Annotated in this window: 26 protein-coding genes; 16 read left to right on the forward strand and 10 right to left on the reverse strand. The window is 33.4% G+C overall.

The genetic code is table 11. The features are described 5' to 3' along the window. The first annotated feature begins 142 nt into the window (after positions 1-142). Together BSF41_RS12750 and BSF41_RS12755 are read left to right on the forward strand one after the other, a co-directional pair. Positions 143-1,012: an alpha/beta hydrolase family protein gene (locus BSF41_RS12750; protein WP_095929876.1), complete on the forward strand. Its 870-nt coding sequence runs from the start codon at positions 143-145 to the stop codon at positions 1,010-1,012. Between the two features lie 89 nt (positions 1,013-1,101). Continuing rightward, positions 1,102-1,632, forward strand: a complete 531-nt coding sequence (locus BSF41_RS12755; protein ID WP_095929877.1) for a hypothetical protein — start codon at positions 1,102-1,104, stop codon at positions 1,630-1,632. Positions 1,633-1,707: 75 nt separating this feature from the next. On the opposite strand, the gene BSF41_RS12760 is transcribed toward BSF41_RS12755, so the two are convergent. Beyond that, on the reverse strand, positions 1,708-2,679 hold the full coding sequence (locus BSF41_RS12760) for a TerC family protein (RefSeq protein WP_095929878.1): 972 nt from the start codon (positions 2,677-2,679) through the stop codon (positions 1,708-1,710). Between the two features lie 500 nt (positions 2,680-3,179). On the opposite strand from BSF41_RS12760, the gene BSF41_RS12765 reads away from it, so the two are divergent. Further along, a complete protein-coding gene (locus BSF41_RS12765; protein WP_172426900.1) occupies positions 3,180-3,734 on the forward strand; it encodes a transposase in 555 nt (184 codons plus the stop codon). Between the two features lie 56 nt (positions 3,735-3,790). Beyond that, a complete protein-coding gene (locus BSF41_RS12770; RefSeq protein WP_172426901.1) occupies positions 3,791-4,153 on the forward strand; it encodes a transposase in 363 nt (120 codons plus the stop codon). 101 nt (positions 4,154-4,254) lie between these two features. Here BSF41_RS12770 and BSF41_RS12775 read toward each other — a convergent pair whose 3' ends face one another. Further along, positions 4,255-5,271 carry a glutamine synthetase beta-grasp domain-containing protein gene (locus tag BSF41_RS12775; protein WP_012024410.1) on the reverse strand — a complete coding sequence of 339 codons (1,017 nt, stop codon included), beginning with the start codon at positions 5,269-5,271 and terminating at the stop codon, positions 4,255-4,257. Positions 5,272-5,700: 429 nt separating this feature from the next. Between BSF41_RS12775 and BSF41_RS12780 the strand changes: the two genes are divergently transcribed. The 10 genes from BSF41_RS12780 to BSF41_RS12825 all read left to right on the forward strand — a co-directional run bounded on the left by BSF41_RS12780 (position 5,701) and on the right by BSF41_RS12825 (position 15,751). Continuing rightward, positions 5,701-7,890 carry a glutamine synthetase III gene (locus tag BSF41_RS12780; protein ID WP_095929881.1) on the forward strand — a complete coding sequence of 730 codons (2,190 nt, stop codon included), beginning with the start codon at positions 5,701-5,703 and terminating at the stop codon, positions 7,888-7,890. A gap of 409 nt (positions 7,891-8,299) precedes the next feature. Further along, the gene (locus tag BSF41_RS12785; protein WP_095929882.1) at positions 8,300-9,181 is read left to right on the forward strand and encodes a hypothetical protein; all 882 of its coding nucleotides are present in this window, start codon (positions 8,300-8,302) and stop codon (positions 9,179-9,181) included. Between the two features lie 113 nt (positions 9,182-9,294). Continuing rightward, on the forward strand, positions 9,295-9,816 hold the full coding sequence (locus BSF41_RS12790) for a hypothetical protein (RefSeq protein ID WP_095929883.1): 522 nt from the start codon (positions 9,295-9,297) through the stop codon (positions 9,814-9,816). Between the two features lie 8 nt (positions 9,817-9,824). Further along, entirely contained in the window at positions 9,825-10,235 is a 411-nt protein-coding gene (gene csgH / locus BSF41_RS12795) for a curli-like amyloid fiber formation chaperone CsgH (RefSeq protein WP_095929884.1), read from the forward strand. 35 nt (positions 10,236-10,270) lie between these two features. Then, entirely contained in the window at positions 10,271-10,558 is a 288-nt protein-coding gene (locus tag BSF41_RS12800) for a CsgE family curli-type amyloid fiber assembly protein (protein ID WP_256385525.1), read from the forward strand. Positions 10,559-10,574: 16 nt separating this feature from the next. Next, positions 10,575-10,979, forward strand: a complete 405-nt coding sequence (locus BSF41_RS12805) for a curli production assembly/transport component CsgF (RefSeq protein WP_095929886.1) — start codon at positions 10,575-10,577, stop codon at positions 10,977-10,979. 1 nt (position 10,980) lies between these two features. Then, positions 10,981-12,342 carry a CsgG/HfaB family protein gene (locus BSF41_RS12810; protein ID WP_095929887.1) on the forward strand — a complete coding sequence of 454 codons (1,362 nt, stop codon included), beginning with the start codon at positions 10,981-10,983 and terminating at the stop codon, positions 12,340-12,342. Positions 12,343-12,402: 60 nt separating this feature from the next. Next, on the forward strand, positions 12,403-13,899 hold the full coding sequence (locus BSF41_RS12815; RefSeq protein WP_095929888.1) for a carboxypeptidase regulatory-like domain-containing protein: 1,497 nt from the start codon (positions 12,403-12,405) through the stop codon (positions 13,897-13,899). Between the two features lie 154 nt (positions 13,900-14,053). After that, on the forward strand, positions 14,054-15,232 hold the full coding sequence (locus BSF41_RS12820; RefSeq protein WP_095929889.1) for an AIR synthase related protein: 1,179 nt from the start codon (positions 14,054-14,056) through the stop codon (positions 15,230-15,232). Between the two features lie 162 nt (positions 15,233-15,394). Then, positions 15,395-15,751, forward strand: coding sequence for a hypothetical protein (locus BSF41_RS12825; RefSeq protein WP_095929890.1), 357 nt, complete (start codon positions 15,395-15,397; stop codon positions 15,749-15,751). An 86-nt stretch (positions 15,752-15,837) separates the two neighbouring features. Here BSF41_RS12825 and BSF41_RS12830 read toward each other — a convergent pair whose 3' ends face one another. After that, entirely contained in the window at positions 15,838-16,461 is a 624-nt protein-coding gene (locus BSF41_RS12830) for a M949_RS01915 family surface polysaccharide biosynthesis protein (protein ID WP_095929891.1), read from the reverse strand. Positions 16,462-16,598: 137 nt separating this feature from the next. On the opposite strand from BSF41_RS12830, the gene BSF41_RS12835 reads away from it, so the two are divergent. Together BSF41_RS12835 and BSF41_RS12840 are read left to right on the forward strand one after the other, a co-directional pair. After that, positions 16,599-18,935: a GH92 family glycosyl hydrolase gene (locus tag BSF41_RS12835; RefSeq protein ID WP_095929989.1), complete on the forward strand. Its 2,337-nt coding sequence runs from the start codon at positions 16,599-16,601 to the stop codon at positions 18,933-18,935. A gap of 170 nt (positions 18,936-19,105) precedes the next feature. Beyond that, positions 19,106-19,549: a hypothetical protein gene (locus tag BSF41_RS12840; RefSeq protein WP_095929892.1), complete on the forward strand. Its 444-nt coding sequence runs from the start codon at positions 19,106-19,108 to the stop codon at positions 19,547-19,549. Positions 19,550-19,715: 166 nt separating this feature from the next. Here BSF41_RS12840 and BSF41_RS12845 read toward each other — a convergent pair whose 3' ends face one another. The 7 genes from BSF41_RS12845 to BSF41_RS12875 all read right to left on the reverse strand — a co-directional run bounded on the left by BSF41_RS12845 (position 19,716) and on the right by BSF41_RS12875 (position 25,386). Continuing rightward, positions 19,716-21,572, reverse strand: coding sequence for a peptidase M61 (locus tag BSF41_RS12845; protein ID WP_095929893.1), 1,857 nt, complete (start codon positions 21,570-21,572; stop codon positions 19,716-19,718). A 109-nt stretch (positions 21,573-21,681) separates the two neighbouring features. Then, the gene (locus BSF41_RS12850) at positions 21,682-21,960 is read right to left on the reverse strand and encodes a DUF2805 domain-containing protein (RefSeq protein ID WP_095929894.1); all 279 of its coding nucleotides are present in this window, start codon (positions 21,958-21,960) and stop codon (positions 21,682-21,684) included. 121 nt (positions 21,961-22,081) lie between these two features. Further along, the gene (locus tag BSF41_RS12855) at positions 22,082-22,909 is read right to left on the reverse strand and encodes a sterol desaturase family protein (RefSeq protein ID WP_095929895.1); all 828 of its coding nucleotides are present in this window, start codon (positions 22,907-22,909) and stop codon (positions 22,082-22,084) included. A gap of 114 nt (positions 22,910-23,023) precedes the next feature. Then, positions 23,024-23,263 (reverse strand): GlsB/YeaQ/YmgE family stress response membrane protein, encoded by a 240-nt coding sequence (locus BSF41_RS12860; RefSeq protein ID WP_095929896.1) that lies wholly within the window; start codon positions 23,261-23,263, stop codon positions 23,024-23,026. Positions 23,264-23,306: 43 nt separating this feature from the next. Beyond that, the gene (aqpZ, locus tag BSF41_RS12865) at positions 23,307-24,014 is read right to left on the reverse strand and encodes an aquaporin Z (RefSeq protein ID WP_095929897.1); all 708 of its coding nucleotides are present in this window, start codon (positions 24,012-24,014) and stop codon (positions 23,307-23,309) included. A 25-nt stretch (positions 24,015-24,039) separates the two neighbouring features. Then, positions 24,040-24,396, reverse strand: coding sequence for a DoxX family membrane protein (locus tag BSF41_RS12870; RefSeq protein WP_095929898.1), 357 nt, complete (start codon positions 24,394-24,396; stop codon positions 24,040-24,042). An 87-nt stretch (positions 24,397-24,483) separates the two neighbouring features. Then, positions 24,484-25,386 (reverse strand): DMT family transporter, encoded by a 903-nt coding sequence (locus tag BSF41_RS12875; RefSeq protein WP_095929899.1) that lies wholly within the window; start codon positions 25,384-25,386, stop codon positions 24,484-24,486. Positions 25,387-25,421 lie beyond the last annotated feature (35 nt).

Here is a 25,421-nt window from a genome sequence, read left to right on the forward strand (position 1 = left end):
ATTGATTTTTTATAAGAGAGTTATTTAAATTAATTAGTGGAAATTCGTGTAATTCGTGGCATCAAAAACCAGTCGGATTTTTCATATATTTTATTCTTAAAAAAGTTATATTTACAAACCCTAATCAGAAAAAAATATCAAAATGAAGAAATTTAAAATGCTATTGTCTGCATTTTTGCTTTGTCTTACCACCATGACATATGCTGCAAAAGTAGACACACTTCAAGTTGCCAGTACAGCAATGGGAAAAACCTATAAAGCGGCGGTAGTTTTACCAAATTCTTATGCAAAAAGTAAAACGGCTTTTCCTGTAATGTACCTTTTGCATGGTGCTTACGGACATTTTAGCGACTGGCTTAAAAATACTCCAAACAAAAAATTGGTTCATAATCTAGCAGATCAATACAATATGATTATTGTAATGCCAGAAGGGGAGACGTTTAGTTTTTATATTGATAGTCCTGTCAATAAAGAAAGTCAGTTTGAGACTTTTATTACACAGGAAGTAATTCAGAAAGTAGATAAAACTTATAAAACAATTGCCAACAAAAATGGTAGAGTTATTACAGGTCTATCTATGGGCGGACATGGTGCATTGTATTTGTCAGCCAGACACCCAGATTTATTTTGCGCAGCAGGAAGCATGAGCGGAGCAGTAGATATGAGTACGATGCTGAACAGAGATTCTTCGGCTCAGGTTGTAAAACTAATGCAGCCCGTATTTGGGGATAAAAGCGGTAATACAGAATTGTACGAACAAAATTCTGTTTTAAGAATGGCTGATAAATTAAAATCAAATAAGCTTCCTTTAATAATAGATTGTGGTGTAGACGATTTTTTAATCGAGCCAAATAGAGAACTGCACAGAAGATTGGTTTATAATAAAGTTGACCACGATTATACAGAACGTCCAGGAGCTCATACTTGGGATTATTGGGAAAACTCACTTCCGTATCACGTATTATTTTTTAATAAAATACTAGCTAGAAATCAGGTGACTGTGAAAAAATAAGGACATTTTTATTGCAAAATAAGGCAAATCACTTTTTTTGGTTTAATTTTTGGAATACCTTTATAGTATAATCCTTAAAAAAAATAATTATGAAAAAGATACTTACCTTATTTGCAGTTATCGGTTTAATTGCATTTTCTAGCTGTGAAGGACCAGAAGGGCCTCCGGGGCCAGAAGGGATTCCAGGGCCAGAAGCTGAAGTTTTTCAAGTTAAAGGCGTGAATTTTACTTCATCTAATGATTATAATCCTATAATTCCTTTGGATCCAAATATTTTCGCATCTGACATGGTGCTTGTATATAGAAAGGCTGGAGTAGATAATGGTGCGGATGTGTGGAAATTAGCGCCTGAACTTTATTATTTTAATGATGGAACCTTTGATTTTGGGTTTAATTATAATTTTACATTGAGAGATGTTAGTATTTATATGGATGGAGGAGATTTAGGAGGTGTCTTAGATTCTTTTAGATTAAATCAAACATTTAGAATTGTAATTATTCCTGGATATTTATCAGGTACAGCAAAGTCAGTTAATAAACCTGATTATTCAGATTATAAGGCGGTAATTGAAAAGTACGGTATTGATGACAGTAAAGTAAAAGAAATCAAGCTTAAATAATTTATCTCTTATTATTCATAAAAAAAGGAAATCCTAAGATTTCCTTTTTTTATGAATATATATGTTTAAAACTAATTATTCTTCGCTTGATGAATCATTTAAAACCTTTTCTGGTCCGAATTTAAGAGAAACTAAAATTCCTACTAGAAGAGATAAGGCAATAAATCCTAAAGAAGCCCATTCTGGAACGTGGAAGAAATCGTGTAAAAGCATTTTTAATCCAACAAAAGCCAAAATTGCTACTAAGCTGTATTCTAAATAACTGAATTTTGCTAACATATTTGCTAAGAAGAAGTACATAGAACGTAATCCAAGAATAGCAAAAATGTTCGAACTGAATACTAAAAAAGGATCTTTCGTAATAGCCAGAATTGCAGGGACACTGTCTACAGCAAATAAAACGTCCATTACTTCAATAACAATTAAAGCTACAAATAGTGGAGTGGCTGCTTTTTTTGCAGTTTTGGTCGAAATGAAAAACTTCTCGCCATCTGTTTCAGCTGTAATCGGCATCACTTTGCCTAAAGCTTTATAAATAAAAGAATCTTTTGGATGAAAATCTTCTTCTTCTCCAGAAAAAAGCATTTTTATTGCGGTAAATAGTAAGAAAACTCCAAAGACATACGTTGTCCAAGCAAATTTATTGATCAGCATTACTCCGAAGAAAATCATTAATCCGCGGAAAACAATAGCGCCTAAGATTCCCCAGAATAAAACACGGTGCTGATATTTTTGCGGAATTTTAAAAGAAGCAAAAATAATAGCAATAACAAAGATATTGTCAACACTCAAAGAAAGCTCGATTAAATAACCAGTAATAAACTTCATTGAAGCAACGGCTGGCTTCAAATTATCCGGATTATCAATATAGTCTGTGGTGTATAGCCAATAAATTACTCCCGAAAATAGGAAAGATAAAGTAACCCAAACCAAGGTCCATTTGCTGGCTTCTTTTGTGCTAATAATATGGGGTGTTTTGTTAAAGACACCTAAATCTAAAGCAAGAATAAAAACTACAGCAAGTAAAAAGAGTGACCAGACTATCATAATAATTTTTTTTAATGATTTACAAAGATAAGTTTTGATGTTTAACTTAATTAATTTAAAAATTAAATTAATCCTAAAATTAAGTAATATTTGTTATTTATAAAGTGTTAAGTATTATAAAGTTATGGGGTTTTTTGAAGCTTAGGTTGTTTTGTTTTTTTTAGTTTGTTGAATTGTGCTCTTGGTTTTGTCATTCCGAGGAACGAGGAATCACACTCGGGATTCGACAAAGATTGATAACATTCTTTGCGGAGTTTCTAGTGTGATTCCTCGTTCCTCCTTTAGATTTGTTTTTTGAAATTTTAAGTAGATTTATGATTGAGAAAGGAAGCAAAAGTAAACTGTTCGTTCCTCCGAGCTTGTGACTCATATTTCGATTAAGACTTTAGCTTCCTTTTCATCAAAGACTCAGATAGAAATTTGGGCTAGTGACCTGTTATTAAGGAGTTGAGCTTATGATGAATTTCTCAAATCATTTGTTGAATCGTAAAAGCAAAGTTATGAAAAACATTATTATCGGCATTGATATCAGCAGCAAGACTTTGGATATTTGTGTTAAAGAGGAATCAGTAAATTATTTTTCTATTGAGAATAAGATTCAGGCAATAAAGCATTTTTTCAAAAAATATTCAGGTGAAAATGTAATGATCGCTATGGAAAATACTGGCAGATACAATTGGAATCTGTTTGAAGCACTTGAAAAATTCAACTTTAAGGTTTATGTAATATCTGCTTTGCATATCAAGAAAAGCATAGGTCTTGTCAGAGGCAAAAATGATAAAATTGATGCGTTGCGAATTTGTAGTTTTATTGAAAAAAATTATCAGGAAAATAGGGAATGGAAACCAAGTTCCTGCTCCATTAAAAAGATAAAAATATTATTAACCGAAAGAGCTTTAAGAATAAAAATCAAAAAACAGCTTATGGTTCAGCAGCATGACTACAAATTAATGAAAGGCATTGCAATGGATAAAGAATTGAAAAGCTTAAACATCAAACTTATTAAAAGCATTGATGCACAGATTAAGATTATTGAAAATGATATTGAAAAGTAATACATAATGACCAAAGTTTAAGCCAGCAACAGAAACTGATAAGATCTGTTCCTGGAGTGGGCCAAGTTCTATCATGGACATTATTATCAAAAACAGAAGGTTTTACAGTTATAACTGATCCAAGAAAAATGGCATGCTACAGCGGAGTCGTGCCTTTTGATTTTCAATCTGGAACATCATTAAAAAGAAGACCCGGAGTATCAATGCTTGCAGATAAAAACCTAAAAACCATTCTGCATTTGGCAGCAATGAGTGCAATTAGATTCGATAATGATCTGAGAAGATATTACATTAGAAAAGTTGATGAAGGAAAAAACAAAATGAGTGTTTTAAATGCTGTGAGAAACAAAATAATCCATAGAGTTTTTGCAGTAATAAAAAACCAAACCTTTTATGAAAAAGATTTGGTTTTATCATAGAAATCGGAATGACAAATAGTGTGGCTCGTTGTGTCGGGTTTATGGAAAAAAAATGCCAGCAAATAATGCTGGCATTTGTAGAATATATTGTAAGCTTAAAATTATAGCGCTGATTTAACAGTTTTGATAATTCTAGCAGCAATTTTGTAAGGGTCTCCGTTTGAAGCTGGTCTTCTGTCTTCCAACCATCCTTTCCATCCTTTTTGAACAGTCATTAAAGGAATTCTGATAGAACATCCTCTGTCTGAAACTCCATAAGAGAAATCGTGAATAGAAGCTGTTTCGTGTTTACCAGTTAAACGTTGGTCGTTGTAAGCTCCGTAAACTGCGATGTGCTCAGCAGTAACAGGACGGAAAGCTTCGCAGATTCTTTCGTAAGTTGCTTGGTCTCCACATGTTCTTAAAACTTCGTTAGAGAAGTTAGCGTGCATTCCAGAACCATTCCAGTCTGTATCTCCTAGAGGTTTTGGGTGATATTCAATATAGTAACCATATTTCTCAGTTAAACGGTCTAATAGGTAACGAGCAACCCAGATTTCATCTCCAGCTTTTTTAGCACCTTTAGCAAATAATTGGAATTCCCATTGTCCGCAAGCAACCTCTTGGTTGATTCCTTCAAAGTTGATTCCAGCAGCGATACATAAATCAGCATGCTCTTCAACTAATTTTCTTCCGTGTGTGTTTTTTCCACCTACTGAACAGTAGTACATCCCTTGTGGAGCAGGGTATCCTCCAACTGGGAAACCAAGTGGAAGTTGGGTTTTAGTATCCATAATGAAATACTCTTGTTCGAAACCAAACCAAAAATCATCATTATCATCATCAATTGTAGCTCTACCGTTAGAAGGGTGTGGAGTTCCGTCTGCGTACATAACTTCAGACATAACTAACCATCCATTGATACGAGTTGGATCTGGATAAATTGCAACAGGAACTAAAAGACAGTCAGAAGAACCACCTTCAGCTTGTTTAGTTGACGAACCATCAAATGACCAGTTTCCAAGTTCTTCTAATGTTCCTTTGAAGTTTTCATGTTCTTCAACTTTAGTTTTACTTCTAAGATTTTGAGTTGGTTCATATCCATCTAACCAAATGTACTCTAACTTAATTTTAGCCATAATAATATAAATTAATTTTTTTGTTTTTTTTCGTTGGGTCAAATATAGATTTATTTTTTTAGTCCCAAAAATTAGGGGGCTATTTTGTTTTGCGAAGTATAATTTTTTGGATAAGCGCAATTTTGTGAGGGGTATATTTTAAAAAAAGCAATTTAAGTAAGCTTAAAAAAATAAATTCGTAATAATTACGGCTCATTTTTGAATTTATGAGTTAAGAAATTATGAAAAAATGTTTATTTAATCAATAATACCGTACAGTTTTGTTATATTTCTATGATTTGAATTCATTATTCTTCGAAAAAACCGTTTTATGTTGAAAAATCATTGACTAAAAATCTATAATTTATATTCTAAACAGGCTTATTTATTGTTTATATTTGTTGCTTCTTTTTTAATGAAAATTAGTACGAATTTAAAATATATATAACCATGTCAACATTACGTTTTCAAGCTTTACAGCAAGCTTCTAACAGAAAGCCGGTGCATTTTGAAGAAATTGGCCGAAAATCAAATCTTTTTGGTGCAAATGTGTTTAATGAAAAAGCAATGAAGCAATATTTAACTTCAGATGCATTTAAAGGAGTAAGAGATGCTATTCAGCATGGTACAAAAATAGACAGAAAGCTTGCCGATTATATTGCTATGGGAATGAAAGAGTGGGCTCTTTCTAAAGGAGTGACTCATTATACACATTGGTTTCAACCATTAACAGGAACAACGGCAGAAAAACATGATGCTTTTTTTGAAACTTCTTATGACGGAAGCGAGTCTGTAGAAAAATTTGGAGGAGCACAATTAGTGCAGCAAGAGCCAGATGCATCTAGTTTTCCGAATGGAGGAATCAGAAATACTTTTGAAGCCAGAGGATATACTGCTTGGGATCCGACTTCTCCAGCTTTTATATATGGTACAACTTTATGTATTCCAACCGTATTTATTGCTTACACAGGTGAAGCTTTAGATAATAAAATACCTTTATTAAGAGCATTGTCTGCAATTGACGAAGCTGCAACAGAGGTTTGTAAATATTTTGACAAAAACGTAAAAAAGGTAACTGCAACATTAGGATGGGAGCAGGAATATTTTTTGATTGATAAAGCACTGGCAAATTCTCGCCCAGACTTAATGATGACGGGAAGAACTTTGTTAGGTCATACGTCTGCAAAAGGCCAGCAGTTAGACGATCATTATTTCGGATCTATCCCAACTCGCGCTCTTACTTATATGAGAGATTTAGAGCAAGAATGTATGCTATTGGGTATTCCGGTAAAAACACGTCATAATGAGGTAGCACCGAATCAGTTTGAATTAGCTCCGATTTTTGAAGAAACGAATTTAGCGGTTGACCACAACTCTTTATTAATGGATGTGATGCAGAAAGTTGCGGAACGTCATGACTTTAAAGTATTATTTCACGAAAAACCATTTAAAGGAGTAAACGGTTCTGGAAAACACAATAACTGGTCGCTGGCTACAGATACAGGAGTTAACTTGTTGAGTCCGAGCAAAACGCCAATGAGCAATTTACAATTCTTGACTTTCTTTATTAATACAATCAAAGCGGTTAACGACAACGAAACTTTATTAAGAGCCTCTATCGCAACAGCAAGTAACGACCATAGGTTAGGAGCAAATGAAGCCCCGCCAGCAATTATGTCTGTATTTATTGGAGCGCAATTAACTAAGGTTTTATCTGAATTGGAAAGCGTAACAACAGGAAAACTTTCGCCAGAAGAAAAAACAGATTTGAAATTGAACGTTGTTGGTAAAATTCCAGACGTATTATTAGACAATACAGACAGAAATAGAACTTCACCTTTTGCTTTCACTGGAAATAAATTTGAGTTTAGAGCTGTTGGATCCAATTCAAACTGTTCGAATGCAATGACCACTTTGAATGCGATTGTAGCAAAACAGTTAATTGATTTTAAAAATGAAGTAGAGAACTTGATTGAAAATAAAGACATGAAAAAAGACGATGCAATCTTTAATGTCTTAAGAGAATACATCAAACAATCTAAAAAAATTCTTTTTGAAGGAGACGGTTATAGTGATGCTTGGGAAAAAGAAGCGGCTAAAAGAGGTTTGAGCAACTTTAAAACTACTCCAGAAGCTATTAAAGCTAAGGTTTCTAAACAAGCTTTAGAATTATTTGAACAATTAGGAATCTTTAATCATGTAGAAGCAGAAGCTCGTTACGAAATCGAATTGGAAGAATACACTAAAAAAATCCAAATTGAAGGAAGAGTTTTAGGAGATATTGCTAGAAACCATGTAATTCCAACAGCAATTCGTTACCAAAACACTTTAATTGATAATGTAAAAGGGTTGAAAGAAATTTTTGCAAAAGAGTTTGAGGCTTTAGCCAAAGAACAGATTGTTTTAATTAAAGAAATTTCAGGTCATATTGAAGGAATCAATTCTAAAGTATTGGCGATGACTAATGAAAGAAAAAAAGCAAATCAATTGACCGATGCTCAAAAAATGGCAGAAGCATATTGCAATAATGTAAAACCTTATTTTGATGAAATTCGTAATCACTGCGATAAATTAGAATTATTAGTAGATGACGAAAGCTGGACATTGACCAAATATAGAGAATTATTGTTTACCAAGTAATTATATAATAACAATTTGTTAAAGCCTGTCTCAAAAAGACAGGCTTTTTTTTGAGATTATACTAAAAAAAAGGTTTGTGAAGAACTTTTTTGCTACTTATAGCCCCTTAAATGTAAAGAAATTGTAATAAGTATCTTTTTTCCTATGAAAATTTTTGCGCATTTGGGCAGTTCATCGAGATAGTATTACAGTTCATCGAAAAGAGGTTAATATCTTGTAAAATAGGTATTTATACGTGAGCTGCTTTTGGGTAAAGTTTTCTAATTTTGGTCGTGAAGAAAAGAAAATAGATTTAAAATTTGTTTTCAAAATGATAGAATAAGCCCCCCACTTTTCCTCCCCGGGATTATAAACCTACAGAAGAACCTACATAATAATTTGTATTAATAACCAATTAAATATATTTATTATGAAAAAAGTAATTTTAAGCATCTCAGCGATGCTGTTTGTAGGATTTGCTGCTGTAGCGCAGAACACATCTAATGTAGGTCAGATAGGAAATGGTAACAACGGTATTGTTGGCCAAAACGGAACTTTAAACAGTTCAAAAATTACACAAGTAAGCCCAGGTGGAGCGGCTCCAGCTTCTGACGGAAACAAATCAGAAGTGTATCAAGGTATTCAACCAGGTTTATATGCTGCAGTAAGTAATAAAGCTGAAGTAGATCAAAACGGAAAGAAAAACGTTGCATTTGTTTCTCAAAGCAATAAAAACAACCAAGCTTACCAAACTCAAAAAGGAAATGAAAACGATGCTACAATCTGGCAAGATCAAATTGCTGGACCAGCTTCTGCGCTTAACGGAGGAGACAAAGCATGGCAAACTCAAACAGGAAATAAAAATAAAGCTACAGTTGACCAAGGTACAACAGGAAATGAATATCCAGCTCCTGGAGGTGTTTTCACTGCTAGCCAATTGACTGCTTTAGGTTCTGTATCAATTCCATTTGCTCCTAATGGAGGCAATGAGGCTACTCAAACTCAAACTGGAGATTACAATTTGGCTTATGCAAGTCAAGGTGGTACAGGAAACAAATCTTGGCAAACTCAAACTTCTCCAGCAGGAACTACAGACCCAGCTAAAAATATTTCTAGACATTTTCAATATGGAGATGGAAATGAGTCAAAAACTGTTCAAAATGGAATTAGAAACATTGAGAATACATTACAAATTGGAAACTTGAATACTTCTGATGTAAAACAAACTAATGCTGCTGGTGCTGGAAACCAACAAGTAGGATTCTCTTTTGGTAATTCAAACCATATTACTGTGACTCAAACAGGACTATAAATTTATAATTCTCTTGAGAAGAAGAATATAATAAAATGAGATAGCCTTTATCTATTAACTAGGCTATCTCATTTAATTTCGATTTTAAAAAATAAATCTAAAAAAAAATAAAAATGAAAATTTTCATTTTAAATATTGTTTTACTCCTTATCTCCTCAGGGCTTTATGCCCAGCAGAAAGAAGATAATTCTGAGTTTAAAAACTATAGTTCATCCGTTTTTAATTCTAAAGAAATGGCAATGAGTATAGTTTCTGGCTTGGATAAAAAAGCTCAAAAGGATTTAAATCAAAACCTCCAATCTGGAATACAGATACAGCAGATTGGCGATTTAAACAAAGTGAATGCAGCTTTGAAATCTAATGACTTAAAAGTTTCTGTTAAGCAAAATGGAGATAGAAATGATGTGCAGTTAGATAAAAGTGCAAACTCTATTACGCAAAGTGTTATTCAGCAAGGAGATAATAACCGACTTTTTGATTATACATTCAAAACAAATTACGATATAAATATGCAGATTGTTCAAAAAGGCGACAATCAAAATATTCAAAATATTGGAACCAATTCCTTGTCAAAGAATATGAAAATTACACAAACAGGAAATGGAGCTTCAATAATTCTTATAAATAAATTATAAATAGCAACATGTATTTTTTTAACAGACATATCACGATTCTATTTTTATTTTTTTCTATAATTTTTTATGGACAAGTTCCTCAAGATAAGATAAAAGCAAAAATAGAAATTGAAAAAATAGAGGGCAATGTAAAAATAACCGGTACAGCTGAAAACATGACAGATGTAATCAGGAGTGCCGCCTATAGATTGTCTGTGATAAAAAATAATGATAGTAATAGTAATCAGTCTAAGAATGAACAGGTTGGTGTTTTTACCTTACAGCCAAACGAAAAACAAAAATTATCTACATCGCAGATAAATCTGCTTGATACTGATGAGGTAATTATTATGCTTTTGTTTTATGATGAAGATAAACAAATAATAGCAAAAGATCGTGTGGTTTTGGGTGAAGAAAAAAAAAAGATGAGCCAGTTGTAATAATCCCTGATGAAGGTTTTGAATTACGTGGCATTATTACTGACGACACCAAAACGAAAATGGGTAAAGATTTCTATGACAAATATTACTATAAATATAATGCGATTGGAATAAATGCTAAGAAAATAGTAACCATAGGTGAAGAATATAGTTTTGCCAGAAATACAGCGATATCTATCACTATAGATAATGAGGTCATTTATGATTTTTTGGTTAGGCCAGACGACGAATATTTAGAAGCGGCTGCAGAAGAAGCTGTAAACACAACCTTTACTTATTTGAAAGAAAAAGAAAAAGAACGCAAATATTTCACTCAGTATTAATTTATTTATCAAAGACATGAAACTTATAGCAACCTTAATATTGTGTCTGCTTTTATCTCCATCTGTAAATGCTCAGGCTTTTGTTTACAAACCTGTAAACCCTGCATTTGGTGGCGATACGTTTAACTATCAATGGCTTTTAAGCAGTGCTGAAGCTCAAAACAAGCAGAAAGATAAAACAGCTGTCACTCCTACACAAACTGATTTAGAGAAGTTTAAAGCCAATTTAAATGCTCAATTATTAAATCAGATTTCCAGTCAACTTTATAAACAGCAATTTGGTACAGATGGCATCAAAGAAGGCTCTTATACTTTTGGGAGTTATTCGGTCGATGTATTTCCGTCATCAGATGGTCTTACTCTAAATATTTTAGATACCAATACAGGAGAACAAACACAAGTAATCATCCCAAATCAATAACATGCGAATCCATTACTACCTATTTATTGTATTTGGGTTACTTCTTACTGGCTGCGGCGCTTATTATAACCAACCCACTGGAGTTCAAAAAGCTGTTTTGGGAGAAGGTACGCCCGCTACGTCATTATTAAAAGATCTGCCAAAACCCAAAGAACAAGTCGTCGTTGGTGTCTATAAATTTAGAGACCAGACTGGACAATACAAACCTCAGGAAAACGGAAGCAGTTTTAGTACTGCTGTGACACAGGGAGCCACTTCTATATTGATAAAAGCGCTGGAAGATTCTAAATGGTTTATACCAATTGAGCGTGAAAATATTGGAAACTTATTGCAAGAACGAAATCTAATTCGTGCAACTCGTCAGGAATATATAAAAGATGCAAATCCGAATGAACCGCAATTAACACCTCTATTATATGCTGGAGTGCTGTTGGAAGGAGGTATTGTTTCGTATGATTCTAATATTATCACGGGCGGATTTGGTGCAAGATATTTTGGTGCCGGAGCATCTGTAAAATACCGTCAAGACCGTGTAACAATTTATTTGAGAATGATTTCGACTTCAAACGGAAAAATTCTAAAATCAGTTTATATATCAAAAACGATTTTGTCGCAAGCAATTGATGAGAGCCTTTTTAGATATGTCAATTTTAAAAGACTTCTCGAAGTAGAAACGGGATACACTACTAATGAACCAGTACATATGGCTGTTACAGAAGCTATAGAAAAGGCTGTTGAATCTTTGGTTTTGGAAGGAATAAAAGATAATGTCTGGGAAGCTGATGCTCCAAAATGGGAAGTTGATAATTTACTGAAAGCTTACGCCGAAGAAACCAAAACTGCCGATGTAACGGGTTTATATGATAGAGTGCTTGAAAACAGAAGAAGCAAATTTGCCATAGAACTTTCTGGCGGTGCTACTTTAATGGATGGAGATTATCGCGATCCTCTTTTAAGACCCTTCGGGCGCGGAGCTTTAAAATGGATGATTTCTCCAAGTTTTACAGTAAGCGCTTCTACCAATGTTGTAAACCTCGCCAACAAAAATTTACTAGATGTCGGGTATATTACCTACGATCTTAATATGGAATGGATCATTCTTCCTAAAGATCGCCTTACGCCATTTTTATATGGAGGAGGAGGATATGGAATGAATCGGAAATTTGAAAATACCTACGGTAAATTTCAATATGGTGCAGGCTTAGAATATATGGCATCAGATCAGATAGGTATAAAATTATTTGCTGAACAAAATATTAATTTCAGTGATAATGTCGATTATATTGTTGCAGGAACCCGAGATGATTACTATTACAAATTTGGTCTAGGGCTAACTTTTTACTTTGGAAAAAAGAAAAAATAATTTGAATAGTTAATTATCAGAAATTATAACGTTGAAGTTAAATTTAAAAACAAATCAAAAATGAAGTATTTATACCAAATTGCCAGTGTACTTTTTTTATTGTTTTTGGTTTCATGCAGTGAAGAAAAAATAGGGGAACAACTTAATGATTATGGTACAATCACAGGGAAAGTTGTTTCTGGTGATACTTTTGAGCCAATGGAAAATGTGAAAATACTTTCTAGTCCAGCCACGAGTACCGTGTTTACAGATGCAGAGGGGAAGTTTACACTTTCTAATGTGAAAGTAGGAGAATATTCAGTTCAAGCTCAAAAAGATGGATATGTCGCAAAATTTGAAGCTGTTACCGTAACTAAAAATACGACCTCAGAAGTTGTTTTTGAACTCAAAAAAGCAACAGCAAACAATAAGCCTCCAACAGTTCCTGTTTTGGTTAGTCCAGTAGATAACAGTACAGGTCAGGCTGTTTCTTTAGACTTAACCTGGACGGCTACCGATCCAGATAATGACGCACTTACCTTTAAGGTCACTCTTAGAAATGACAGTAATGCAGAAGTAAAAACTTTTGAAGCCATAAAGGAGAAAAAACTTTCACTGACGGATCTTGTATATGGTATAAAATACTATTGGCAAGTTGAAGTCACCGATGGAGTTAATACTCCTATATTGAGCGCAATTAGCGCTTTCTCAACTCTTAATTTTCCAGCAACAAGGCAACTATTCGTAAAAGGGATTAATGATAATAATGTGATTTTTACAGCTGATGATACTGGAAAACAATATCAATTAACTGGCTCAGATAAAAATTCGTGGCGCCCTCGAAGAAATAATCAAGTTAAAAAAATTGCTTATATAGCCACAAATGGCTCAAGAAACGATATTTACACCATGAATTTTGATGGTACAGGAGCAAAAAAAATCACTAGTTCAGTATCTATAGCTGGATTTAATTCAGATTATGTTGGATATTCATGGAATGCTTCAGGAAGTGCATTAATTTATCCAAATTTTGATAAGCTGTATAAAATTAATAATGATGGAAGTGGTTTGACCAAAATATTTCAAACGCCAAACGGTAAATTTATTTCTGAATGCGATTGGAGTGCTGATGAATCAAAAATTGTGTTGAAAGTAAATGATGCAAATGGATATAATGTTGAGATTTATGTTATTAATATGTCAGGCACTGTAATAGCAAATGTTATTTCTGGGCAAGCTGGAGCTTTTAACGGCTTGAATTTTTCGATTACAGGACAAAAAATAGTATATTCTTGGGATGTTTCAGGATACGAAAATGCAAATTATCGTCAGCTTGATTTAAGAATTTATGAATATAGTTTTACCACAGGAACTTCTACACCAATTTTACTCGATAAAATTGTAGGAACAAATGATTATGATGTTCGATATTCTCCAAATGAAGCCGAAGTTATTTTTGTAAATACCTCTAATGATGGTATATCAGAAAAAAAGATTTATAAAGCATTAGTTAAAAATACCACTGATAATGTAAGGACATTATTGTTCACAGGAACCTCAATGCCAGATTGGGAATAAGAAATAATAAACCAACCTTTAATAACCAATTTTATTTCAGGAGATCGGCAGAATATATAATTCTGCCGATTTTTTTATCAATCAAATAATCGAATAAGGCAAAGAATTAAAAAAAGGGATTATCTTTGCTGCACATCAACACAAACTAATTTTCATGAGTTCAGATTCTAGCAAAAGATATGCACAAAGAGGTGTTTCGGCATCAAAAGAAGACGTACATAACGCTATAAAAAATATTGACAAAGGTTTATTTCCGCAAGCATTCTGTAAAATTGTTCCTGATTATTTAACTCAGGACAATGAGCATTGCCTTATTATGCATGCTGACGGAGCAGGTACAAAGTCGTCTTTGGCATACATGTACTGGAAAGAAACTGGAGATCTTTCGGTTTGGAAAGGAATCGCTCAAGATGCCCTAATCATGAATATTGACGATTTATTGTGTGTTGGTGCAACAGATAATATTTTGCTTTCTTCAACTATTGGAAGAAATAAAAACCTGATTCCAGCTGAAGTAATTTCTGCAATCATTAACGGAACAGAAGAATTAATCAACGAATTAAAATCTTTCGGAGTTACCATTCATTCAACAGGAGGAGAAACTGCCGATGTTGGAGATGTAGTTCGTACTATTATTGTAGACTCTACCGTAACAGCTCGTATGAAACGCAGCGATGTTGTAGACAACGCAAATATTAAAGCAGGAGACGTAATTGTTGGTTTGGCTTCTTTCGGACAAGCTACTTATGAGAAAAGCTATAATGGCGGAATGGGAAGTAACGGATTAACTTCTGCACGTCATGACGTTTTTGGAAAATATTTGGCTAAAAAATATCCAGAAAGCTACGATGCAGCAGTTCCAGAAGAATTAATTTATTCTGGACAGGTTAATTTAACAGATGAAGTTGAAAACAGCCCAATCAATGCTGGGCAGTTAGTGCTTTCTCCAACTAGAACCTACGCGCCAATTATCAAGAAAATTTTAGATAAATATACTCCAAATGATATTCACGGAATGGTGCATTGCAGTGGAGGAGCGCAAACTAAAATTTTACATTTTGTAAAAGATTTACACGTTATAAAAGACAATTTATTTCCAGTGCCACCATTGTTCAAATTAATTCAAGAACAATCAAAAACAGATTGGAAAGAAATGTATCAGGTTTTTAACTGCGGTCACAGAATGGAGCTTTACGTTCCAGAAAGTATTGCACAAGATATTATCGAAATTTCGAAATCATTCAATGTTGATGCGCAAATTGTAGGTAGAGTAGAAGCATCTGATTCTAAAAAGCTTACAATCACAAGCGAATACGGAACATTCAATTATTAAAATAAATTAACCGTATAAGTGATATAAGTTCATTTTAAACTGACAGATTTGATTGTCAGGCTGAGCGAAGTCGAAGCCTTATTTTGATTTGACAGTTTTCAATTTCACTCAGAAAAGTTTATACTTTCTTATATCACTTATATGGTTTAAAAATATTTAACTATGTACGAATTACTTTTTTGGAAATATCTAGATGAAATCTACCTGAACAATCAGGAAGTTTATGAAGCTCTTGTTGAAAAACAAGAAGTGGAAGGTCTGGCTGAACTTCAAGTGGAAGTAATCGTAAACAGAATAAATTCAGTCTTTTCTGAATGGGAAAGAGTGGATGAAAACAGCTGGAAAAACTCAAAAGGAAAAGGTGCATTTCAAGTTGTTACTACACCCCAAAGCATAAAAATTGACTGCTACGGAACAGAAGGAAAAACCATGAATAAACTAGTAGATATTATGGAAGAATTCAAATGTCCGCTTTACGACCCACAAGTTCCGGAACGTTACGATGAAATGAACGAGTAGATAATTGTTAGTGGTGAATTGTTAATTATTAATTATTAATTAAGAATCAACATCAATCATTAACAATTTACAATTCACCATTAAAGCTATCCATTTTTCAAAAGCAAATCCTGTTCTTTTCTCATTTTTTCAGTCAACTGATTGATATACGTTTTTATTTTCTGCGGAAGCGTATTCCAATTTTGATCTTTTTCAAAACTTCTGCAATCATCTAAATCACATTCAACCGCGCGGATCACATATTTTTTGTTTTTATAAACCGTAATAATTTTTACGCGTCTTATATAGCCATCTTCATTGCGAGTTCCATAAACAATAATAGGTTCAATATAACCGTCGCCATCAATATCTTTTGTACTGCAATATTTTGTCCAGAACCAAATGTTTGTTTCTTTCGGAATAGTATTTTCAAGCAAATCATTAATTCGCCATTTTTCTAGAAATCCGCCGTGATCATTGACTACGCAAATGGCTTGTATTTTGGTATTTAAAGTGTCTTTTTTAGAAACTGTTTTCTGATTTTCGCCCAAAACCAATTCGTAAACACCTCCTTTATCACTAAATTCAAATGCTTTATAAATAGGAAAAGCAGTAACGTTTTCAAGCTCTCTTTCTGAGATTTCTTGTTTGGTCAATTTATAGCTTTCTACTTTTTGAGAAAAAACAAATGTCGAATAAAAGGAAAGTAGAAATACAATATATTTTTTCATGTTTACTGTATATTTTTAGTACATCAAAGATATTTAAACCTTTTGAGTCCTGCTAAATTTATGTTTTTTAAAAATAGATTTTGTTGTACTTTTCAATACTAAAAAAACAAAGAGGATTTCTAAGAAAAACAATAAAAATGATTAAAACAAATTGCAGTAATTTTCTTCTGGGAGTATTGGTTTTGGTACTTTCTACTAATAATATGATAGGACAGAAGAAGGCAGGAGAAAAACGAAATTTAATTCAATATGTTGATCCAATGATTGGAACAGCAAAAATGGGACATACCTATCCAGGCGCAACAGTTCCTTTTGGGAGCGTGCAATTAAGCCCAGAAACAGATACCATTGCTTACAGTTTAAATGGAAAATACAACGGAGAAGTTTATAAATACTGTGCTGGTTATCAGTATGAAGATAAAACGATTGTAGGTTTCAGTCACACCCATTTCAGCGGAACTGGACATTCCGATTTAGGTGATTTCTTAATTATGCCAACAACTGGCAAACTGCAATTGAATCCTGGTGTAGCATCAAAACCGTTGTCTGGTTATAGATCTGCATTTTCACATTCGACAGAAAAAGCAGAACCTGCTTATTACAGCGTTTTTCTCGAAGATCATAAAATAAAAGCAGAATTGACAGCGACAACGCGCGTGGGAATGCATCAATATACTTTTCCAAAATCTAATGAAGCACATATCATTTTAGATCTGACTTCAGGAATTTACAACTACGATAAAAAGAATGTTTGGACATTTGTTCGTGTAGAAAACGATACTTTAATAACCGGATATCGCCAAACAAACGGATGGGCGAGAACTAGAACGGTTTATTTTGCAATGTCTTTCAATAAACCAATTAAAAGTTACGGACAAGCTGCTCAGGAAAAAAGCGTTTATAGAGGTTTTTGGGGAAGATTCGATCAAACGAAAAACTTTCCAGAAATGGCAGGTCAGAACCTAAAATTATTTTTTGATTTTGATACGAATGAAGGCGAGAAAATCAAAATCAAAATGGCACTTTCTCCTGTAAGTTCTGCTGGTGCATTAGAAAATATGAAAAAAGAAGTTCCAGATTGGGATTTCGAAAAAGTAAAAAAACAAAGTCAGGAGGTTTGGAATAACGAATTGAATAAAGTTCAAGTAGAAACCATTCAAAAAGAAGATTTGGTTAATTTTTATACCGCAATGTATCATGCATTTTTGGGACCAACAGAATACATGGATTTAGATAAAAATTATAAAGGTCTAGATATGAATGTGCATAAAGCGGAGAATTTTACCAATTATACCAGTTATTCACTTTGGGATACGTATCGTGCTTTGCATCCGTTATTCAATATTGTGCAGCCCAAAAGAAATGCCGATATGGTAAGTTCTATGTTGGCACATTCAGATCAAAGTGTTCATAAAATGCTTCCAATTTGGTCGCATTATGCCAATGAAAACTGGTGTATGATTGGATATCATTCGGTTTCGGTTGTGGCAGATGCAATTGTAAAAGGAAATATTAGTTTTGATGCCGAAAAAGCGCTTCAAGCTTGTGTAAATACCGCAAAAGTGCCGTATTACGATGGTTTGGAATTTTACATGAATAAAGGGTATGTTCCAGAAGATAAAAACGGTGCTTCGGTTTCTAAAACTTTAGAATATGCTTATGACGATTGGGCAATTGCACAAGCAGCTAAGAAATTAGGAAAAACAGATATTTATAATGAATTCATTACTAGATCGAAAAACTATAAAAATGTCTACGATGAGAAAACGGGTTTCATGCGTCCGAAATTGAATGACGGAACATTCAAAAAAGAGTTTGATCCGCTAGATACGCATGGGCAAGGTTTTATTGAAGGAAATTCTTGGAATTACAGCTTATACGTTCCGCAAGATCCTGCTGATATGATTAAATTGATGGGTGGAAACGAGAAATTTAAAGTTCGTTTAGATTCTCTGTTCAATATGCATCTTCCAGACAAATATTTTGAAAATACCGAAGATATTACAAGAGATGGAATAATCGGGAATTATGTTCACGGAAACGAGCCTTCTCATCACGTAGTTTATTTATACAATTGGACAGATTCTCCATGGAAATCGCAAGATAAAATTAGAATGATCTTGAAAAAAATGTACCGAAATGGCGCTGACGGTTTAGGAGGAAATGACGATTTTGGACAAATGAGTGCGTGGTATATTTTTAGCAGTTTAGGATTTTATCCAGTTGCTCCAGGTTCTGACGAGTATGCACTAGGAAGTCCGTTGATGAAAAATGCTATTGTAAATTTAGAAAATGGAAAAACTTTTGAAGTGGAAACCGTAAACCAATCTGATAAGAATGTATTTGTGAGTAAAGTTCTCCTTAACGGAAAACAATTGGAAAAACCATTTTTAAAACATGCCGATGTTATCAATGGCGGAAAGATTACGTTTTATATGAGCAGTAAGCCGAATAAGAAGCAGTATCAAAATTAGTTTTGCATTTGTCACCCAGAGCGAAGTCGAAGGGCTTTCTAGCTCAGATAGGGCTTCGACTACGCTCAGCCTGACAACGGTAATATTTTTAATTAGTGAAAATTTGTGCAATTCGTGGCAAAACAACAAAAAACTTCACGAAATTTGCACTTCAAATAAAGACAATCGATATGAAGATCAATTTAAAATCAGGAATAGAGAAACTGCTTTTCGGAATGAAGCAGAATGATGTAACAGCAGCTTTAGGAAAACCTGATAAAAACTATAAAGACGAAGACGACAATGTGATTTTTGTTTATAATGCACACAAAATCAGATTGACATTTTATCAGGAAGAAGATTTGAAATTAGGTTATTTAGTAGCATCAAGCAATGATTTAGAAGTTTTCGGATTCAAATTAATCGGAAGAAAAATTGCTGACGTAAAGAAAGATTTTGCTGCAAAAGGAATCACAAAATTCAATCAAGAAACATTTGATACTTTTGAAAATTACTTCAACGAAGACAACTGGTTTATCCTTCAAACAGAATTTGATGAGGTTGTAAAGTTTGAAATTGGAGCAATCATCAATAGTAAAGATGAGTTTGATTGGAAATTTCCAGTGAAAAAATAACGTATTTTTTTGTCATCCTGAGGAACGAAGGATCACACAAGAAACTCCGCAAAGTATGTCGGACAATCTTTGGCGATTTACGAGTGTGATCCTTCGTTCCTCAGGATGACAAACAAAAAAAACCGACAATCACTTGTCGGTTTTTTTTTATGTCTTTAAAAAGAAATTATCCTTTTAACCATGCATTTTTAAGTTTCTCTTTTGAAGCATCTGTAGCTTTAAAAGTTTCTGTTTCTTCAAATGGTAGTTTTACAGTTCCTTTTATGGTTTCTTCTTTAGTTCCACGTTTTACTTTAAGTGTAATAGGATCATTTTCTTTCCAGTTTTCACTTTCTGTAATTAAATCATAAATGTTATCTAGGTTGTATGATTTATTGTTTACAGCTAAAATTTTATCGCCACCTTTTAAGTTTAGGTTTTTAAAGAATGCAGTTGACTCTGATTCCGGACGAACCGCGATTTCTTTTGTTGCTTTATCAATAGTAATGTAAGGAGTTTGTCTTTTAATGAACGGATTTCCAGCTTTTTTCTCGTTTGCTTTTGTAACACCAACTTTTGCTAGATAAAAATCGTAAGGAATTGGAGTAGTTCCAGCAACGTATTTATTTAAAAAGTCACCAACTTCAGGATAAGTCAAAGAAGTGATTTTTGCGAATAATTCATCGTCATTAAAAGGTTTTTCAACACCATATTCATCAGATAATTTATGCATTAAATCCAAAATTCCTCTTTCTCCATTGCTTTTTTCTCTAATGATAATGTCGATACACATACCAATTAAAGCACCTTTTTGGTATACATTTAAATATTGATCTTTATAAGGCTGATCCAATACATTTTTACTCATTACAGTAAACGACATTGTATCATCTAACTGTTTAGATTGTGCAATCTTGTCTGCAATACGCGTATAGAATTCAGCTTCGTCAATTAAACCTTGATTAATTTGGAATAAATTAGCAAAATATTCTGTTACACCTTCGTACATCCATAAATGTTCAGACATTTTTGGTGCATTGTAATCAAAATACTGAATTTCTTTTGAGTGAATAGTTAATGGCGTCACAATGTGGAAGAATTCGTGAGAAACTACATCTTTTAGTGTTTCTACCAATTTTTCTTTTGGCATTGATTCTGGTAAAACTACAGTTGTAGCGGTTGGGTGTTCTAAAGCTCCAAAACCGTGAGCATCGTCTTTAGCCATGCTTGAAAGGTATACCAAAACAGTATATTTTTTAGTAGAATTTACTTTTCCTAAAAAGTTTTTCTGTGCGGTCATCATAGTTTTCATCTCTGGAGTAATGCTCTCGGCAGTATATTTTCCGGTAGGAGAGTACACAGCAATTAAGATGTCCATTCCGTTTACATTAAAAGTAGTGTAATCAGGTTTAGAATACATAATTGGGTTTTCTACCAAAATAGCATAACGAGAAGTGGTAAACACATCAGAAGTATTGCTTGCATCTTGATCTGTCATAGAAGTAGCTCCCCAAAGTGTTTCAGGATGTGTGATCGTAACTTTGTACGGAACGTCTAATTTATCTTGAAAATACCCTACAAAACCATGAGTGTTAACCATGAAATTTTTTCCTGCATCGATGTTTGTTCCTGCTGGAGAAAAAACATCGTCATTTCCAAATCCAGTTCCTTTTTCTGTATCGAAAGTATCGTTTACCAGATAAGTAATTCTTTTTAGTGTCTTTGCGTTTGAGATAGACCAAGAATTATCACCTAATCTTTTTACAGTAAGAGCATTTCCTTTAGCATCAAAAGCTTTAAAATCTTCTGAATATTTTCCATAATTATCTGTTGAATAAGTACCAGGAACGGTTTTAGGAATACTGTAGGTAATTTCATCAGTCTTAATGGCTGGTGGCGTAACGGTTACCAAGACCTTATCGTCTTTAACATCGGTTAAATTGATATTAACTTCAACTATATTGCTTTTCGCGGCTCCAGTGCTACCTGTTTTACAGCTCCAAAAAGTTACCGCTAGAGCTAAGGTGTAAAGTATTTTTTTCATTTTTATATGTTTAGTTATAGTATTTGACACAAAAAGTACCGAAAAGTTACTAAAAAATCACATTATATTTACAGATAAAAAAAAACTCCTGAAAAACAGGAGCTTTATTTTAGTCTAATTTATTCTTGATATAATATTTTCCGTCCAAATCTTCATCAAAATCATCTATTTTAACGGGTTTTGGTTTTGGTTTATTTGCAATTGCCTTCTTTTTCCACATCTCAAATTTTTCAAGAGGCATTTTCTTTTTCATGATGTCCAGGACTTCTTTTTCTGCCAATCCAAATTCTTTCTTTATAATTTCAAATGGATTTCTTTCTTCTAAAGCTAACGAAACAAGTCTTTCGATTTGTTCCGGAGTTAATTCTTTGCGGCTACTCTTTTTCATCTCGTGAAAATTAATTCAAAATAGGGTGTTAATTATTAATAGATTGATTTTCAATTTCTGTATCAATATTAAAAAAAAAAATAATAAGTTGGTTCAGTAAAGTTCAATTTTTTTAATGATTTTAACTGTTTTTGAAGGATCGTGATTTTTGAAATGGAATTTTTAACAGATTCTTCAATTCATTGTTTTCTTCAGACTGCATATGAGTGTCTACACCATATATAAGTTGATCTTTAGGTAAGTAGGTAAAGGTTTTAAAAAGCCTGTCCCAAACAGAAAAAATATTGCCATAATTGCTGTCTGTATAAGGCAGCACATAATGATGATGCACTTTATGCATATTAGGCGAAACAATAAAATAACTTAAGAATAGATCCAATTTTTCTGGCAGCGAAATATTGGCGTGGTTAAATTGTGAAGCAACAACTGATAATGATTGATAAAGAAAAACCATCCACATGGGAGTCCCGATAATTAAAACGCCTAAAGTGGTAAAAATAAAACGGACTACACTTTCTCCAGGATGATGTCTATTGGCAGTTGTGGTATCGATCCAAGTGTCGGTATGGTGCACCAGATGAAACTGCCAAAGAATTTTTACTTTGTGTTCTACCAAATGAGCTAAATAAGCTCCTATTAAGTCCAGAAGCAGTAAGCCAATTATAGTATATAGCCAGATAGGCATTTTTGGAAGCCATTGCAGAATTCCAAAATTATGTTCGATTGTCCAAGCGGCAGTCCGTATTAAAATAAATGCAAGAATAAAATTGACAACAATTGTAGTGAAGGTAAAAAAGAAATTGATACCTGCATGAGGCCATTTTTTATATTGCATTTTAAACAAAGGAAAACTGTTTTCAATTAGCCAGAAAATAGTAATACCGCCAACCAAAATCAAACTTCTGTGCGAAGAAGGAATCGTAGAAAAATAATTAATAATGTCATTCATGATGCATAAATATTTGAATTAATTAAAGATTTCTTTCGGTTTTATTCCAATAAAAAAGAGAAAACCAAATATAAATATATCTGATTTTCTCTTTAGAAATTATTATTTAGGATATTATTTTTTGATGAGGCTGATTATAAATAATAAAACCCACGCACCTGCTACAGCAATCAGAATCTGCCACAGAAGGCCGCCGCCTCCAATGCCAAGTTTTCCAGCAATCCATCCTCCGATAAATCCGCCTATGATTCCGACAATAATATTGCCAATTAAACCAAATCCGGCACCTTTCCAGATTTGACCCGCTAGCCATCCAGAAATGGCACCTATAAGTAAGAAATATAAAAATTCCATATTTTTATTTTTTTGATGATGTTTTGATTTCTTTTTTCAGTTATTATGCTTCTGCGTGATTTTGAAGCAGTGTTTTATAAAGAAAACCTGCGGCTAATGCACCAAGAATAGGGGCAACCCAAAACAGCCAAACCTGTGATAATGGCTCTCCGCCAACAAAAATGGCTTGAGATAAAGATCTCGCTGGATTTACAGAAGTATTCGTAATCGGAATACTGATTAAGTGTATTAAAGTTAACGCCAAACCGATTGCGATTCCTGCAAATCTGCCATTTGCAAATTTATCAGTTGCTCCTAAAATCACTAATAAAAAGAATAATGTAAGTACAAATTCTGCAATGAAAGCAGACTGTAAGGAATAGCCATCAGGAGAAAAAGCTCCAAAACCATTAGATGCAAAGGCTCCAGCTTTTGTACTGTCAATTGCAAAACCAGCTTTTCCAGAAGCTATTGTGTATAAAGTGCCTGCTGCTGCAACAGCTCCAACACATTGTGCAATGATGTACGGAATAAGATCTTTTGCTGAGAATCTTTCGCCAGCCCACAAACCAAAAGAAACAGCGGGATTAAAATGACCACCAGAAATATGGCCAACAGCATAGGCCATTGTAAGTACCGTTAAACCAAAAGCAAGCGCAACACCAGCAAATCCGATTCCTAAATTTGGAATTCCCGCTGCAAAAATTGCGCTTCCGCATCCACCAAAAACAAGCCAATAAGTTCCAAAGAACTCTGCAAATAATTTTTTCATAATAAAATAATTTAAATGGTTAATGTTAGAATGTATATTGGTAAGCCCAATAAATTAAAACAATTTGTAAGGGCAAACGTACAAATAAAATCCATAATGGTAAACCAAATCCTGCTTTTTTATTTTGAAACATATACAAATTGGCAGGAAAAATAGCAATTAATAGCATTATAATTCCCCAGGCGGCAATTTGTGTTGTAAAAGGCAGGATTAGAAAGATGCCTAGAATAATCTCAGAAGCACCACTTAAAATATTTATTAATTTGGGGTTTTTAAATGCGGGCGGAATGATTTTTATGTACATTCCAGGTTTTCTAAAATGATTTAGACCAGCAAGAATATAAAGGAAAGCCATTAAATATAAATGCCAAGGTAAAATCATGATATTTAATTGTTTATCACGAATTTATAAAAAAATTAACAATTATTGCATTACAAGACTTCTTTTTTTGAAAGTATGTATTTTGGGCTATTTTTTTGACTTGAAATTTACATTCATAATAATTATGGCCAGAATAATCAATACAATGCCGACCCATTGAGAAAAGATTACTTTTTCGTTTAATAAAACATACGCCATCATTACAGAAACTGGCAGTTCTAGGGCAGAAACAATACTTCCTAGTCCAATTCCAGTTAACGGAAAACCTGCAGTCATTAAAAGTGGCGGAATTATGGTACCAAATAAGGATAATACAATTCCCCATTTAAGGAAGATTTCCATATTAAACGCCGTAACCTGTGTTGCAAAAGCAAACGAAAATACAATAACAGCACCTCCTAAAAGCATATAAAGACTTCTTTGAGCAGATGAAATTTCGGTTGCTACACTATTGGCAGTAAACATAGTTGTAGTAAAAGAAGCAGCAGCAAGCATTCCCCAAACTAAACCTCTCCAGTCTAATTCGATATCGTTATTGATAATATTGGTGGCTAAAACAGTTCCAAAAAGCACTATTAATACCGCAATGACCTTTTGTTTTGAAGGCAGTTTTTTTTCTAAAATCATTTCAAGCAAAACACCCATCCAGACCGTTTGCATCAACAAAACGATTCCGATAGACACAGGAATATATTTTACCGCCAAATAATAAAATAAGCTTGTCATTCCTAAAGAAGTTCCAGCTAACATTAAATTGAAAACATTTTTACGAGATGCTTTTACGGCAGGTTTGTTTTTGTTTTTAATACGCTGAAAAAGATTGATTGCAAGAATACCTAGAATTCCGTATATAAACTGTGAGGTCGTTACTTCTGCAGTTGTGTATCCTTCAGAATAGGCCATTTTTACAAAAGTAGCCAACATTCCGTAAGTAGTTGCTCCCAAAGCAACAAGAAAAACACCCTTTAATACACTATTTTGCGACGTCATAAATTATCTGTTTTAAAAAAATTAAGCCGGCAAAG

The organism is Flavobacterium sp. ACN2, assembly GCF_002303885.1.
In the GTDB taxonomy this organism is placed as follows: domain Bacteria; phylum Bacteroidota; class Bacteroidia; order Flavobacteriales; family Flavobacteriaceae; genus Flavobacterium.